This window comes from Acinetobacter sp. 'aerobic (ED)' (assembly GCF_904886855.1).
GTDB lineage: Bacteria > Pseudomonadota > Gammaproteobacteria > Pseudomonadales > Moraxellaceae > Acinetobacter > Acinetobacter courvalinii.
In genome coordinates this window covers 315836-332669 of the sequence record NZ_CAJHGI010000003.1, presented here as the reverse complement: position 1 = coordinate 332669, position 16834 = coordinate 315836, and the positions used below count along the sequence as shown (strand labels likewise).

The window sequence follows — 16834 nt, the reverse complement described above, 5'->3', positions numbered from 1 at the left end:
CGCGCTAAGCAAACTTTATTTTAAGAGGGAATTTAACTATACAACTGGGGTGGGGCGCCCTCCTGAAAGCTGACCATGTCATACTCATCCGCCATACGTGCCTTCCAGTAATTGACCAACTGCGTGTAATCATGTTTTGCGGGATGAAAATCCGCCTGATAATAGGACAAATATTCTGGAATCAGCTGGATTAACATTTTCGCCAGTAAATAGGTTCCGAACAGATTACCCCCCAGTTTAGGCAGACTTTTCCATTTGTCCTGCCAGATCAGCCGCGACGTGGCGTAAAAAGTCAGACTGGCAAAGCCCGTAGTCACGCTACGCATTAGGAGACGGCGGATACGGTCATCACCATAGACTTGCTGATAGACATCAAAAGCAACCGAACGATGCTCAATTTCCTCAATCGCATGCCATACCCACAATTTCATGGCATCCTCATCCAGTGTGCTTAAAATTTCTGGATGTTTCAGGATATAGCCGCCTAGCATGGCAGTAAAATGTTCAAAGGCACAGGTCAAGGCCAGCTGTAATTTAGGATGAATATTGCGAAGCAGCTCATCGCGTTTTGCCAGCCACGCCTGAAAACGGTCTAGATTATAGTCATCGCGTCGCCATGCATCATTAAATTCGGTATGGGCCTTGGAGTGCATCGCTTCTTGCCCGATAAAAGCCGCAATTTGTGCCTGTAATTGGGGATCTTTTACTTTGTCTCGAACATTGCGGACACTATTAACAAAATACTGCTCACCAATCGGGAAAGTGGAAGACAGTGCGGTCAGCAGATGCGACATCACCGGTGAATTGGCAAAATAATGACGTTTGATTTTTTCTGGGTTAAATTGCAGACGACGTACAGTAATCCCCAATGCCTTGGGACGATTTAAATAGCTTTTTCCTACATTCGCATTTGCAAGTGCCATCGTGATTACCTTGTTCATTTTATAGTCCGTCTTCGAGTATTGCGCTGTAAAAAACTCTAGGACAGGGCAAAAAAGCTTAGAAGATTTGCCAAAACTACCAAAATGATGACCGGTCTATGACGATGAAACAGGCGCGACACATTCTTCTGGTTTAATTTTTCTCAAGCTCAGCATGCCTATAATAAACAGTCCCCCCATGATGGCGACCACACTGTGAAAGGCCAATAACTGGGCTTGAGCCATAGAATAATGCAAGCTTGTCACCGCCCATTTGATCATAAATGCAGTCAGCGTACCTAATACTGCTATCCCAAAAGTTAGACCTAGTTGTCTGAGCATATTTAAAATTGCCGCAGCAAAACTGGCATCTGCCTGCGTTACCGCATGCAAGCTCAAGCTACTGGAACTAGGGACAATCAAGCCAATACCAGCTCCCAGCATGCCGCTTAAACCAATAAACAACAGATAAGAAGCGTTACTCTGGAAACTGATCATTGCGATCAAGGCGATACCCGAAATGAGCAACCCCATTTTGAGTAAGGGCAATACGCCATAACTTTGCTGTAAGCGACCAAAGCCAATAGAAACCACCGCCTGCATCAGAAATTGCGGGGCGATCAACCAACCGGCTTGGGCCGCACTTAAATGCACCTGCTCCTGATAAAACAGGGCAAAAACAAATAAGGAACTATAGCCTGCAAATCCCAACAGAAAGGAGATCAGGTTAAAACGTAAAAAAATACGGTTATGGAATAAATGACGTGGAATGAGCGGATGCGAAGCCGTGTTCTGATGTCGAATAAAAATCAGCGCAAACACCATCGAAAGCAGGAAACTAAAGACGATCAGATAGCCAATATGCGCTTGCTGTACCATGATGATGCTATAGGTTAAGCTGGCAATTGCAACTACACTATAAATCAGTCCTAAATAGTCAAAACTTATGCTTTGCTGATGCTCATCGGCAACAATGCCTTTCCAGCCTAAAAACAATGCCAACAAGCCAACGGGCAGATTTAACCAGAAAATACTTTGCCACCCCAGATAATGTACCATCAGGCCGCCCATCAAGGGCCCAACAATCAAGGCAAAGGCACTGAATGAACTCCAGTTGCCAATTTCCCGTGCCTTGCGATCGACTTGGGTAAAATGATGCACAATGATCGCCAAAGTCAGGGGGATCAACATCGCCCCTGCAATGCCCTGAATTACGCGTCCCACAATCAATACGTTAAAAGCAGGTGCTGCGGCACAAATCACCGAGCCGAAAATAAAAATCACGACACCAGCCAACCACAAGCGTTTACGTCCTAGCCACTGGCTTAACGCCCCCACCGCGAGCATCAAGCTCGACATGCTCAAAGCATAACTATCAATCACCCATTGTAGATCGGCAAGCTGGCTATTGAACTGTGTCTGAATTGCGGTTAAAGCCAGATTGACACTGCTCAAATCAACCAGGCAGAGAAAAGTACTGGTATATAGTGCCGCAATTAAAAGCCTGTCATTAAGTTTTGATGTCATTATTTTATCTACTTTAAAATGAGAATTATTATCATTTAAAGAATAGCAATTTATTGCGCTTTTATTCAAGTCTTTTCATTATTCTACTTATTGCATAGATGCTGACCATCAATCGCTTTTATCCAACGCCTGTAATTCATATAAAAAAATGCCCAAGCATGAGGCTTGGGCATTTAAAACTTAAATACTGAAAAAGAGCTTACACGCCAAGATAATCCAGAATACCTTCCGCTGCTTGACGGCCTTCCCAGATCGCAGTCACAACCAGATCAGAACCACGTACCATATCGCCACCGGCAAAGATTTTTGGATTTGAAGTCTGGAACTTGAACTCTTGTTGTTCCGCTGCAACCACTCGGCCTGAACCATCTAAACTTACATTGGCGCCACCAAACCAGTCTGCAGGACTTGGGCGGAAACCAAAGGCAAGCAACACTGCATCTGCAGGCAAGATTTCTTCAGAACCAGGAACAGGCTCAGGGCTACGACGACCACGGCTATCAGGCTCGCCCATTTGCGTAGTCACGACTTTAACGCCAGTCACTTTACCGTTTTCACCGACAATCTCGATCGGTTGACGGTTGAACAGGAATTTGACACCCTCTTCATAAGCATTCTTCACTTCACGTGCAGAACCCGGCATGTTGCTTTCGTCACGACGATATGCACAGGTCACATCGTGCGCGCCTTGGCGTAATGAGGTACGGTTACAGTCCATCGCAGTATCACCACCACCCAATACGATGACTTTCTTGCCATCAACACTGATGTATTCGCTTGGATCTTTTTCCCAGCCTTGGCAACGGTTGACATTGGCAATCAGGAAGTCTAATGCATCGTAAACACCATTCAGGTCTTCACCCGGGAAACCACCTTTCATATAGGTGTAGGTTCCCATGCCCATGAACACCGCATCGTATTCAGCCAGCAATTGTTCAATAGTGACATCAACGCCAATCTCGGTATTTAAACGGAACTCAATGCCCATACCGGTAAAGATTTCGCGACGACGCTTCATCACATCTTTTTCCATTTTAAATTCTGGAATACCAAATGTGAGCAAACCGCCAATTTCAGGGCGTTTATCAAATACCACTGGCTTTACACCACCACGCGCCAGAATATCCGCACAGCCCAAGCCTGCCGGGCCTGCACCAATGATCGCGACTTTTTTATTGGTCCACTTAACGCCAGACATGTCTGGACGCCAGCCCAAAGCAAAAGCAGTATCATTGATATATTTTTCAGCATTACCAATGGTCACTGCACCAAAACCGTCGTTTAAGGTACAGGCACCTTCACACAAACGGTCTTGCGGGCATACGCGACCACAGACTTCCGGCAAGGTGTTGGTTTGATGGCACAATTCAGCGGCTTGAAAAATCTGGCCTTCTGCAATCAGTTTTAACCAGTTTGGAATGTAGTTATGTACCGGACATTTCCATTCACAATAAGGGTTACCACACCCTAAACAGCGATGGGTCTGATTGGCAGCCACTTCCGCAGTAAAAGGTTTATAAATTTCCACAAACTCTGCCTTGCGGACAGTAATATCTTTTTTCTCTGGATCTTGGCGTGCTACATCCAGAAATTGAAAGTCATTATTAAGGCGCTCTGCCATGTCTCTCTCCGTGGGTAGGCGCAGCGATGTCCCTCATCTCTGCACCTGCCTATGTCTATGCAGTCGTGGAATTATTGTGGATCGGCTTGGGTAGTTTTCAAAAGCGTCTGTAAATTAGCAGCTTTTGGTTTCACCAGCCAGAACTTACGACTATAGAAGTCGAACTCATTACGGATCTTGTAAGCCCATGCACTACCCGTTTCCTGAATGTGCTCATCCAGAATACGCAGTAGGTTTTCTTTATGGTCTTCCATCGCCTCTGTCGAGATACGATTCAGATCAATCAGTTCGTGGTTATAGTAGTCGACAAAGTCATTATCAAGGTCAAGGACATACGCAAAACCACCGGTCATACCTGCACCGAAGTTATGGCCTACTTTACCTAATACGGTTACCACACCACCAGTCATGTATTCACAACAGTGATCGCCTGCACCTTCAATCACGGCAAATGCGCCTGAGTTACGCACCGCGAAACGCTCACCGGCAGTTCCCGCAGCAAAGACTTTACCGCCAGTCGCACCATATAAGCAGGTGTTCCCGATAATAGCCGTATTTTGGGTTTGGAACGGCGATCCTTTTGGCGGGAAGATCGAGACACGACCGCCTGCCATACCTTTACCGACATAGTCGTTGGCATCACCTTCAAGCTTGATATGCAAACCACCCGCATTCCATACCCCGAGTGACTGACCTGCAGTACCGATCAGGTTCATGACCACTGGATTGTTTTCCATCCCCAGATTGCCATAACGACGGGCGATTTCACCTGAGATACGCGCACCAATCGAACGGTCACAGTTACCGACAGTGAAGTTGAATGAACCCCCTGTACCCGCCTCAATTGCCGGCAACATTTCTGCTACCATTTGCTCAGCCAAGACACCCTTATCAAATGGTGCATTGCCCTGAACCTGGCAATATTGCGCCTTACCTTCAGCAGCAGGATGTGAGGTCAATAAGGCACTGAGATCAAGATGGGCATGTTTGTCTGTTTCACCTGGTAAAACTTCAAGCAAATCAACACGGCCAATCAAGTCTTTCAATGAAGCAACACCCAATGCAGCCAACCATTCACGGGTTTCTTCTGCAATAAACTTGAAGAAGTTGATCAGCATTTCAGGTTCACCAATATAGTGTTCCTGACGTAAATGATCTTGCTGTGTTGCAACACCGGTTGCACAGTTGTTCAAGTGACAGATACGCAGATATTTACAACCCAATGCGATCATTGGCGTAGAACCGAAACCGAAGCTTTCTGCACCTAAAATAGCCGCCTTGATCACATCCAGACCGGTTTTCAAACCACCATCGGTTTGTACACGAACCTTGCCACGCAAGTCATTGACACGGAGGGCTTGATGCGCTTCGCTTAGACCTAATTCCCATGGTGAACCCGCATGGTGAATCGATGAAAGTGGTGATGCCGCTGTACCACCGTCATAACCTGAAATGGTAATGAAGTCGGCATAGGCTTTTGCAACACCCGCAGCAATGGTTCCCACACCCGGCTCAGAGACCAGTTTGACCGAGACCATGGCTTGAGGATTAACCTGTTTCAAGTCAAAGATCAATTGTGATAAATCTTCAATCGAATAAATATCATGATGCGGTGGTGGTGAAATCAGGGTCACACCCGGCACCGAGTAACGTAAACGTGCAATTAAGCCATTCACTTTACCACCTGGTAACTGACCACCCTCACCCGGTTTTGCACCTTGTGCCACTTTGATCTGCAACACTTCAGCAGAGGTCAGGTAGGCAGGTGTTACCCCAAAACGACCAGAAGCAATCTGTTTGATTTTCGAGTTACGAATCGTGCCATAACGCGCAGGATCTTCACCGCCCTCACCCGAGTTAGAACGACCACCAATGGTATTCATGGCAATCGCAATTGCTTCATGTGCTTCTGGTGATAATGCACCTAAAGACATACCTGCAGAGTCAAAACGTGGCAGGATGTCTTCAATCGTTTCAACCTGATCAAGCGCAATTCCAGCAGTGGTTTTTAACTTGAATAAGTCACGAATGGTCGCCACTGGACGGTTATTCACCAGTTCTGCGTATTCTTTAAAGTCCTGATATTGGCCTGAACGTACCGCTTTATGCAAGGCATTGATCACGTCTGGATTAAACGCATGGTACTCTTTACCAAATACGAATTTAAGCAGACCACCTTGATCAATCGGCTTACGGTTCTGCCAAGCAGTGGTCGCCAATTTCTTCTGGTCATTTTCCAGATCGGCAAAGGTTGCACCTTGAATACGGCTTGGCACGCCGAGGAAACATTTATCTACCACTTCAGATGATAGACCTACCGCTTCAAATAACTGACCGCCACGATAAGAAGCAACCGTCGAGATGCCCATTTTAGAAAGAACTTTCAGTAAGCCTTTCTCAATCCCTTTACGGAAGTTGGCTTGCGCTTGAATTGGATCGCCCAGTAGCTCACCTTTCGCAACCAGATCATTGATCACATCATAGGCCAGATATGGGTAAACCGCAGTCGCACCAAAGCCAAGTAATACCGCAAACTGATGTGGATCACGCGCAAAACCGGTTTCAACCATAATGTTCGCGTCAGTACGCAAACCGGTCTTGATTAAATGGTGATGTACCGCACCTGTTGCTAAGGCAGCATTTGCAGGCAAATACCCTTCGCGGAAATTTTTATCAGTTAATACAATCAGTGTTTTACCATCACGAACCGCTTGTGCAGATTCTTCACAGATACGCTCAATCGCGGCCTGTAAACCTTCAGCTTCTGCATAGTTCAGGTCAATATCTACTACGCCATAGCCTTCGCGATCTTTCTCTACATCACGCAGCTGCTGCATTTTTGAATTAGACAAGACCGGGCTGGAAATAATGATACGATCCGCATGTTCCGGGCCTTGTTCGAACACATTCTGTTCACGACCTAAACAGGTTTCCAGTGACATCACGATCGATTCACGGAGTGGATCGATTGGCGGGTTGGTAACCTGAGCAAACTGCTGACGGAAATAGTCAGATACATGGCGCACTTGACGAGACAATACCGCCATTGGGGTATCATCACCCATTGAACCAACCGCTTCCTGACCACTTTCAGCGATCGGACGTAACAGTTGATCGCGCTCTTCAAATGTCACCATGAACATTTTTTGCGCTGCTTTTAACTTGTCGCCGGTTAAGCCTTGATCGACCAGTTGCTCTTCAAGCTGTGGATTGGCCTGTAGGCGAATCGCATGATCACGCAACCATTCACGGTATGGGCGCATGTTCTTGAGGTGATTGCTGACATCCTTGGTATCCAGCACTTTGCCTGTCAAGGTATCAACAACCAGGATTTGACCCGGACCGACACGGCCTTTAGACACCACATCTTCTGGCTCGTAGCCCCATACCCCGATTTCAGAGGCAAGGGTAATGTAATCATTCTTGGTGATGACCCAACGCGCTGGACGCAAGCCGTTACGATCCAGCATACAGATCGCATGACGACCATCCTGGATCACCAGACCTGCCGGACCATCCCAAGCTTCCATATGCTTCGAGTTAAATTCATAGAAAGCACGTAAGTCAGCATCCAGAGTTTCAACGTTTTGCCATGCCGGTGGAACCAGCATACGGAGTGCACGGAACAGATCCATGCCACCACCGACCAGAATTTCAAGCATGTTATCCAGACTTGACGAATCTGAACCGGTCCGGTTAACGATCGGATTCAGCTCAGTCAGGCCAGGTAATAACGGGTTTGCAAATTTCGGGGTACGTGCCAATGCCCAGTTACGGTTTGCGGTAATGGTATTGATCTCACCATTGTGCGCAAGGTAACGGAAAGGTTGTGCCAAAGGCCAACGTGGCAAGGTGTTGGTCGAGAAACGTTGATGGAACACTACAATATGCGATTTTAAACGCTCATCGGCCAAGTCGGTATAGAAGTCAGCAATCGCAGCCGGCATCATCAAACCTTTATAGCTGATTACGGTCGAGCAAAGCGTGGTCACATAGAATGACGGATCGTTTTGTAATTGTTGTTCTGCACGACGGCGTGCCAGGAAAAGCTTACGGTTAAATTCAACCTCACTCACCCCCATTGGGCAGTTCACAATGACCTGTTCAAATGCAGGCAGAGATTGCAGTGCAATTTCACCGAGGACATCGTTATTGGTCGGAACCACACGCCAAGCCAGTACGCGTAAGCCATCTGACTCAATTTCTTTGGTTAAAATATTTTTGGAATGTTGCGCTAATGCCGGATCTACATTTAAAAATACGGTACCTACAGCAAAAATTTCACTCAGTGTAATATCACTCAGTTTTTTTGCTTCGTCACGGAAAAATTGCTTTGGCATTGCCAATAATAAGCCGCAACCATCTCCCGTCTTGCCATCTGCGGCAATACCACCACGGTGCGTCATGCAACTTAAACTGTGAATCGCGGTTTCTACAAGATGATGACTTGATTCACCCTTCATGTGGGCGATCAGACCAAAACCACAGTTATCCTTAAACTCGTCAGGCTGATATAAACCTTGAGCGGGAGCTACAGTATTAGGCGATGGCATGTGCATAGCGTACCCTTCTTTCAACATGGCTCTTTCGAGCAACAAACATTCAATTCATTTTCTGCGATATTGCCGATCAACTCATTTAAAGTTCAATGCTTCGCGAAAACATTTTTACTGGCGGATTTGCAATATACGCCTTTCTTTTTCAAGACGCAGTGCATTTCGCCATCTAAAGTGTTTTCAGTTATTACACCCTCAAAAAAGTTTGTAAAGCACAAAAACTTTCCATTTCACGAAACTAATGAATCATTTAGTTTCAAAAGGCGCAATGAGCAGACAAATTAGCACCACAAGGATGCAAAAAACATGCCATGTAAAATTAGGTTTACTAAATCATTAAAAAAATTAAAATAACTTTAAGTTATAAGGGGCAAACCACTTGCCCCTGTCTGAAAAGTGCACCAAAAATAATCAGGGTGCTATAAAAAGAATCATATGTGCACAATTTTAGTGCATCATTAATTAAATGGATCGCTGACTTCTCGTTTAGAAGAATCTGAATTTTCTTTTATTTTTTCAGCATTTGCTGCTGCAGGCGGTGCAGATTGGCTTTGTTTGACATTTACCACATTGCCCTGTGCATCACGTTGAGTCACCGTGGTTTTTACTGTAGTGGATGATTCAGCCGTCCGGTTGCCCGTTACTGGTGCTCGATTCATTAACAGGGTCTCATCAACTTTTGGCAATGCCGCAGGTCTGAGCTGAACCGCATAAAGCTGATTGGACGCCGATTTCATTTCATCAGCGCCCAAATCATTGACCAATTCAGCATAGGTCGACAGTTGTTGCGCTTTAGGTTTGACCGAATCAGGCAGCGCCAGATTAAGCTGTGCAAATTGACGGGTAGCTTCTTCTGCATTTGAAAAAGCACCATAAGTAAGCACATATTGCTCGACCTGATCTTCGCCGCTGAGACGGAAATACACAAACTTCTTGCGATCTGAACGATTGAGCAAGAAGTTTTTAATAATGGCCTCATCCGAACTGCGGAAAATTTCCACGGTCCATTGACGTTGATGGTCCTTCATATATTTGGTGCCACGGAATTCGGGTGCATGGTCATTGGCCACCACCACGCGTGTAGTCAGATCCAAAGGTTTGACTTCGTCCGAGAGTGCACCCAGATGCGCAGTCGCCGCCACTTTTTCCGGTTGAATCTGAACCTGTGCTTCGGTTTCAGCGGGCTGTTGCTCTTTCACCAATGCCTTGGTATCGGTAACGCCCCAGAATATCAACGCAGCAATTAAACAAGCCAGCGCAAAAACCAGCCAGCTATATTGTTGAATATTTTGCCAAATTGATCGTGACACAGCCATGCTTTACCCAAATAATTAATTATGCAGATTGATTCGCAAGAATAGATTGTTTCATTAGCTCAACGTCAAAGTCTTTGGTAATGACGGCCTGACCCAAGCTTTTCAATAAAACCAGACGTAACTGACCGTTTAAGACTTTTTTGTCATGCGACATATAAGCCAAGAATTCATCTAATGGAATTTTTGGACATGATATCGGTAAATTGGCGCGTTGAATGATATTTTTTGTACGTTGCACCTCTTCGGCTGAAATCCAGCCTAAACGATGAGATAAATCTGCTGCCATCACCATACCGGTCGCCACCGCTTCACCATGTAACCAGGTGCCGTAACCCAGATAAGATTCTATGGCATGGCCAAAGGTATGCCCCAGGTTTAATAAGGCACGCTCGCCCTGCTCTTTTTCGTCATTGGCCACAATCCGCGCTTTATGAGCACATGATCGATAAACCGCTTCTGCCAGTAAATTTGCATCACGTCCGATCAATCCATCCATGTTTTGCTCTAGCCAGACCAGAAAATCAACATCACCCAATAAGGCATATTTAATCACTTCTGATAGTCCCGCAGACAGTTCGCGATCTGGCAACGTCTCCAGCTGTGCCATGTCCGCCAGCACCACTTGTGGCTGCTGGAAAGCTCCCAGCATATTTTTGCCCAAGGGATGATTGATCCCGGTCTTGCCACCAACACTGGAGTCAACCTGTGATAATAAGGTTGTCGGCACCTGCACAAAATAAACGCCACGCTGGAAACAGGCTGAGGCAAAACCAGCCATATCGCCAATCACTCCACCGCCCAAGGCCAGTACGGTACAGTCACGGTTAAAACCGGCTTCAAGCAAAGCATCAAAAATAAGATTCAAATGCTGAAGATCTTTATATTGCTCACCATCAGGCAGAATGCATTGCGCAACCTGTTTATCTAGCTGGATCAAGGCATCCATATAATGTTGTAAATACAAAGGTGCAACTGTTGAGTTAGATACCAGCATCACTTGTCGACCATGTAAATACGGCTCAAGCAATGCTTTCGGGTCTAAATGACTGCCAATAAATATGGGATAACGACGGTCACCCAACTCAACATGTAACGTTTGCATAATAACAACCAACCAGCGATTACTTAACTTGTTTAGATAAAATGACGTGCAAGATACGTTGTGCCAAATCCCGTGCCGCACCTTGATTTGTTTCGATGACGTAATGTGCGACTTCGCGATATAAAGGATCGCGCAGGGCCAATAAGTCACGTAGTTTTTGCTCTGGATTTTCGACTTGTAATAAAGGGCGATTTTTATCGCGATAGGTACGCTGTAGCTGTAACTCTACAGGTGTATAAAGATAGACAACGATACCACGCTGTTTGAGAAATTCCCGGTTTTTGACTTGGGTGACTGCGCCACCGCCTGTAGCCAATACCAATAATGGACGAGAGGTTAAGTCATTCAATACATTGGTTTCGCGTAACCGAAATCCGACTTCCCCTTCTTTTTCAAAAATCCATGGAATTGTGGCACCTGTTTTACGTTCGATTTCATGATCGCTATCAATAAAATCACGGCCTAGCAATTCTGCTAAATGCCGGCCAACTGTTGTTTTTCCTGCCCCCATTGGCCCTACCAAATAGATATTTGGTAGGGTTTCAAACGCTTTGCTTGGCAACGCGCCACCTATATGAATTGCGATTATTGAAAATATATTAATGATTTCTGGTCAAAGTGTCATTAACAATTCTCGGCGTAATAAAAATAAGCAGTTCACGTTTATTGTCTGTTTTCAAGTCACGGCGGAATAAACGTCCGACATACGGCAAGTCACCGAGGAACGGTACTTTGACCTGAGAACTGATATTTTCCTGCTCAAAAATACCACCAAGCACTACGGTTTCACCATTATCGACCAGTACATTGGTATCGATCTGGTTTTTATTGATAGTGAGCTGACCTGTCGGAGTCGGGGTACTTTGCGAGTCTTTGGTAATGTTCAGTTTCATCATCACCTTACCATCAGGGGTAATGCTTGGCGTTACATCCAGACTCAAGGTCGCGTCAATAAACTCTGTTTTAGGCACCGCATTCGCACCACCACCCGTTGATGAGGTATACGGAATTTTCTTACCCGATTCAATTTTGGCCGCCTGCTTGTCAGCAGTCATGACTTTCGGTGTCGAAATCACTTCACCATAACCATCGGCCTGTACTGCCGAAAGTTCCAAGTCCAGCATAAAGTCAGAAAGACTGATCAAACCAAAGGCAATACGGCTTGCCCCAGGGGTAACTGCACCCAAGTCGACATTCAGGTTATCAGGACGTTCAATTTCATATTTCCAGCCCCCTGTATCACTATCTTTCTCAGGCTTTCTTAAGTTCCATAGAGTTGTATCGCTACCACCGACCAACAGGTCATTATTTTTGGTAATCCCCTGCGACAAGATGCCCCATTTCACTCCCATCTCTTTGGTAAAATCGGTACTGGCACTGACAATACGTGCTTCAATCATCACCTGTTTCACCGACACATCCAGCAGATCAACCATCTTACGGATCTGGTCAATCTTCTGTGAAGTATCATTCACAATTAAGGTATTGGTCCGCGGATCAATCGAGATGGTTCCCCGTGGACTTAACAGGCCACCCGCCAAGGTGTCATTACTGATAGAATTAGAAGAATTACCATTGTTGGTATTGGCATTTTTGCCTTGAGTAATCAGCTTTTCAATATCGGCTGCTTTTGCATAGCTTAAGGTAATATATTCGGTTTGCAGCGGCGCCAGTTTCACGCTTTGCGCCTGCGCTTTGGCTTCTTCTTCCTCTGCCTTAATCAATTCTGAAACCGGTGCAATCCAGATCACATTGCCGTTACGACGCTTGTCCAGATTCTTGGTTTTCAGAACAATATCCAGAGCCTGATCCCACGGCACATCTTTAAGACGTAAGGTGATGTTACCCTGTACGGTATCCGCGGCGACCATATTGATACCGGTAAAGTCAGCCAGCAACTGCAAGACACGACGTACTTCAATATCCTGGAAATCTAAAGAAATCTTATTGCCGGTATAGGTTTGGGTCTTGGCCTTGGTTGGCGATTTATCTTCAGGACGTTTTAAACTGATGGTCAGTTTATTCTCTGCCTGATAGGCCATATATTCATAGCTGCCTGCAGACTGAATCGTTACCACGCCATTGCCTTTATCATTATAGGCATCGATACTAGCAACAGGTGTTGCAAAGTCATTGGTATTTAGACGACGCGCCAAATGAGTAGGGATTTTATTGCCCATGGTCCGCACAACAATTTTACTGCCTTGCTGTTGCACATCGACTGGCGTGTTATTGCCAAGCAAATCAATCACCACCAGACCTTCACCCTGATTGCCACGCTGGAAACCAATATTGGAAATCCCTTGTTGAACCTGACGAACAGCAGCGATTGGGGTTGCCATAGCAGGTTTGGCTGAATTGATTTTCAGTACAAAAGTATTGCCTTCAACACGGGTGGTAAAGGCGCCTGCATCTTTTAAATTTACAATCACGCGGGAACGCTGATCATCAGCCGCGACTTCCACAGAGCTTGCTTCATTGGTAGATACAGGAATAGAGGTCTGTTTTAAACTCTGTTGTGCCTTATCAAAATCCAGAATCAAGCGGGCAGGCTGTTCCAGCTGATAAGCTTGTGGCTGCGGCGGTAACCCGTTAAACATGACACGGATCTCGGTCCCTTGTTCAGCCAAATTCATCGGCACAATGTTGGTCATGCTGACTTGTGCCGAAGCCACTTGCATCACTGCAAGCGTAATCGCAGCCATAGAAAATTGACGGAATGCATGATTCATGGTCTTCGCTTCCCCAAATAAAGAATCTTTAAACTGTTTTTTCATTGTTATTCCTTTAATCTTATGGTGCTGGTCCGATCAGAACGAGTGTTCGCGGTCTTTCCACATAACCTTCTCGTCCATCCGGTACGATTTCCACCAAATCTATCTGCGTCGGGCTAATTTTAATGATGCGCCCCTGATTCATCCCCAAATAACTCCCCACTTGTACGCGCTCGATTTGACCATCTGGTGTTTGAATCAAAGCAATAGTGGCATTGGTTCTACCACGCATACTTCCCTTCATATTTAAGGATTCGAGGGCATAGCTCTCTAGTGGTTGTGGCTGACGATTGAAGTTCGGATATACACGTTTACCGGCCATAATCTTTAACTCGGCCGCCAAAGAGCTTGGCATAAACGGGCTTTTCAGCTGATGTGCCGAATAGTTAAATAAAGGTACAGGTGTAAATACCGGTGCAGGCTCAATCGGTAAAGGCGGCTGATTGCGAATTTCAGCCATCTTCTGGTTGACTGCATCAATACGCGAATCACATCCCACCAGCCCCAATCCAAGCAACAAGCTCAGTAGTAATTTATAATTATTCATGGCTTATTTTCCTCCTGCAGCAGGTGGATTATTTGTCGCTGCCGCAGCGGCATTGGCCTGATCATCCGCCCCTACATAGCGGTAGGTTTTGGCTTTCACGGTATAATTCACCACCGGAATATCCGACTTTTTCTGGGTATCTTCTTTTGCTTCTACGGTAAAGTCATGCAAAGTAACAATACGAGGCAAAGCCGCAATACCGGTAACAAATGCACCAAAGGCATGGTAGTCACCTGTCGCATCGATACTGATCGGTTGCTCAATAAAGAACTCTTGCTTGACTTCATTTTCCAGACGGATATTTTTAAATTTCAGACCTGAATTCACTCCGGTCAGGTTAATGTCTTCAACCAGACTTGGAATTTCTGTCTCTTTTGGCAGTTGCTCTAATTGTTGATTAAAGTTCGCTTCCATTTCTTGCAGTTGCGCTTGATATTGCTGCAAGTTACGCAGCTTGGAATCTTTTTCACGAAACTCATTGAGCAAGCTCTGTTCCTGGGCCTGAGCATTTTCAATCGCTTCGAGCTGAGATTTAATCACCACAAAATAACCCAGCGCCAGCACGGCTAGAAACACAAAAATCCAGCAGGTAATTTTGACAGATAAAGGCCAACTGCCGTAATTGTTCATATCCAGCGTATTAAATTGCTGGAAGAACTGCTCGACCGTCATTTTCTTTTTCTTGACCGCAACGCTGTCTTGATTCAATTCATCTTGGTTCATTTCGCGGCCCCCACTGCTACTACCCCTGATGCTGCCTGTTCTGATGCGGGTGCAGCTTCAGCCGTTGTACCAATTTCACCCAAATCGACAGTGACAATAAAACTGCCATAATTTTCCTCAACCCGAGGAACCAGCGAACTTGCTGCTTTATCTTTGTTTTTATCTTCATCCACTGCCAGGAATGAATTCATGAAGGCATTGCGATACCATGGCGAAGCTTCCAAGTTACGCAACAGTTCAGCCACGGTATTCGGGCTTTCTGCTTTTCCTTCAATCGTGAATTTATCACCGGTGCGTGTGAACTTGGTTAAGTACATGGTCGGTGGTGTGACCCGGACCAGCTCATCCACCAGACGTACGGTAACCGGACGCTGTCCTTGTAAACCCTGAATCAGCTTCATACGCTCAATAATCGCATTACGGCGTTCTTGCAAGCCATCCAGTGCCTTCAGTTGAGTATCCAGATTCTGGTTGGTACTCACAATCAGCTGATTGGCCTGTTCCTGATCACTGAGTTTATGATCAAAATACATCCAGCCTGAAAAGACCGAAGCAACCCCTAATGCAGCAACCCCAACACAAAAAGCGACAAACTGTTTCTTTCGTTGTTCTCTTAGCTCATCACGCCAAGGGAGTAAGTTAATCTTTGCCATTAATCAAAACTCCTCATTGCCAAACCGCATGCCACCATTAATGAAGAGGCATCATTTTCAATTTTTTTAATATCAATTTGGGGAGAAAAACCCATTTGTAAAAATGGATTGGCAATGGTCACCCGGTAACCGAGCTTTTGTTGTAACAGCTTGGCCAGACCAGGAATATTGGCATTCCCGCCAGCAAGCAGAATATGATCAATCTCATTGAACTGAGAGGATGAAAAGAAGAACTGCAGTGAACGTGCCGCTTGCTGAACAACGGCATCAAGGAAAGGCTCAAGCACCTCGGTATCATAATCATCCGGCAGGGTTCTTTCTTTTTTGGCACGACCGGCTTCCTCAAAAGACAAGCCATAGCGACTTTGGACATCTTGAGTCAGTTGACGACCACCAAAGACCTGCTCACGGGTATAGATAATTTTGCCTTTCTGCATTACAGACAGCGTGGTCATGGTATGCCCGATATCCAGAATACCCACGGTATTGGCACCCATCGGCAAGGTATCAGCAAAGACACTGAAAGCACGCTCCATGGCGTAACTTTCCACTTCTGCAATTTTCGCGGTGAGGCCAGCCAGCTCAAGCACTTCGACGCGCGTGTCTACATTTTCTGTCCGTGTTGCCACGAGCAGGACGTTTACCCGGTTTGGATTGGCCAAACGATCCGGTAAAACTTCAAAATCCAGACTCACTTCATCTAATGGGAACGGAATGTATTGCTCAGCGTCCATACGGATCTGAACTTCACGTTCCTCATCCGACATGTCAGCATCCATTTCTATGATCTTGTTAATGACCATAGACGTAGGCACTGCGATTGCAACATTGGTGGTGTGAGGATTGGCAAGGTTCACCACTCTCTCTAACGCATCCCCCACCGCCTCTGGGTTCAGAATGCTTTTTTCCACTACACTGTTTTCAGGTAATGGCATCACCGCATAACTTTCAACCCAATATCTACCGTTCTTTACAGAGAGCTCCAATAACTTAACAGTTGTCGAACTAATATCGACACCCACTAACCCCTTATTTGGTTTACGATATAACCTGAGCACAGTACTTTCCTATTTATTTTTTTATCCCCAAAAATAC

At 45.7% G+C, this 16834-nt stretch carries 12 protein-coding genes; all 12 read right to left on the bottom strand.

Translation table 11 applies throughout. The annotated features are described in order from the left end of the window. Nucleotides 1–32 precede the first annotated feature (32 nt). Nucleotides 33–923 carry a metal-dependent hydrolase gene (locus tag JO943_RS07670; protein ID WP_032868557.1) on the bottom strand — a complete coding sequence of 297 codons (891 nt, stop codon included), beginning with the start codon at nt 921–923 and terminating at the stop codon, nt 33–35. A gap of 114 nt (nt 924–1037) precedes the next feature. Beyond that, nucleotides 1038–2447: an MFS transporter gene (locus JO943_RS07665; protein ID WP_202740435.1), complete on the bottom strand. Its 1410-nt coding sequence runs from the start codon at nt 2445–2447 to the stop codon at nt 1038–1040. Between the two features lie 199 nt (nt 2448–2646). Next, on the bottom strand, nt 2647–4068 hold the full coding sequence (locus tag JO943_RS07660; RefSeq protein ID WP_004776047.1) for an FAD-dependent oxidoreductase: 1422 nt from the start codon (nt 4066–4068) through the stop codon (nt 2647–2649). Nucleotides 4069–4139: 71 nt separating this feature from the next. Further along, on the bottom strand, nt 4140–8621 hold the full coding sequence (gltB, locus tag JO943_RS07655; protein ID WP_202740434.1) for a glutamate synthase large subunit: 4482 nt from the start codon (nt 8619–8621) through the stop codon (nt 4140–4142). Between the two features lie 461 nt (nt 8622–9082). Beyond that, on the bottom strand, nt 9083–9940 hold the full coding sequence (locus JO943_RS07650) for a hypothetical protein (protein WP_199949041.1): 858 nt from the start codon (nt 9938–9940) through the stop codon (nt 9083–9085). 19 nt (nt 9941–9959) lie between these two features. Further along, nucleotides 9960–11042 (bottom strand): 3-dehydroquinate synthase, encoded by a 1083-nt coding sequence (gene aroB, locus JO943_RS07645; protein WP_199973320.1) that lies wholly within the window; start codon nt 11040–11042, stop codon nt 9960–9962. 19 nt (nt 11043–11061) lie between these two features. Next, complete coding sequence (gene aroK, locus JO943_RS07640) at nt 11062–11631, bottom strand: shikimate kinase AroK (protein ID WP_104021896.1); 570 nt, start codon at nt 11629–11631, stop codon at nt 11062–11064. A gap of 10 nt (nt 11632–11641) precedes the next feature. Continuing rightward, nucleotides 11642–13774, bottom strand: a complete 2133-nt coding sequence (pilQ, locus tag JO943_RS07635) for a type IV pilus secretin PilQ (protein WP_171070963.1) — start codon at nt 13772–13774, stop codon at nt 11642–11644. 61 nt (nt 13775–13835) lie between these two features. After that, a complete protein-coding gene (locus JO943_RS07630; protein ID WP_005227658.1) occupies nt 13836–14363 on the bottom strand; it encodes a pilus assembly protein PilP in 528 nt (175 codons plus the stop codon). Between the two features lie 3 nt (nt 14364–14366). Beyond that, nucleotides 14367–15086, bottom strand: a complete 720-nt coding sequence (locus JO943_RS07625; protein WP_009506583.1) for a type 4a pilus biogenesis protein PilO — start codon at nt 15084–15086, stop codon at nt 14367–14369. After that, entirely contained in the window at nt 15083–15739 is a 657-nt protein-coding gene (locus JO943_RS07620; RefSeq protein WP_005227663.1) for a PilN domain-containing protein, read from the bottom strand. The genes JO943_RS07625 and JO943_RS07620 overlap by 4 nt, the downstream gene beginning before the upstream one ends. After that, complete coding sequence (locus JO943_RS07615) at nt 15739–16797, bottom strand: pilus assembly protein PilM (RefSeq protein WP_005227665.1); 1059 nt, start codon at nt 16795–16797, stop codon at nt 15739–15741. Before JO943_RS07615 ends, JO943_RS07620 begins: the two co-directional genes overlap by 1 nt. Nucleotides 16798–16834 lie beyond the last annotated feature (37 nt).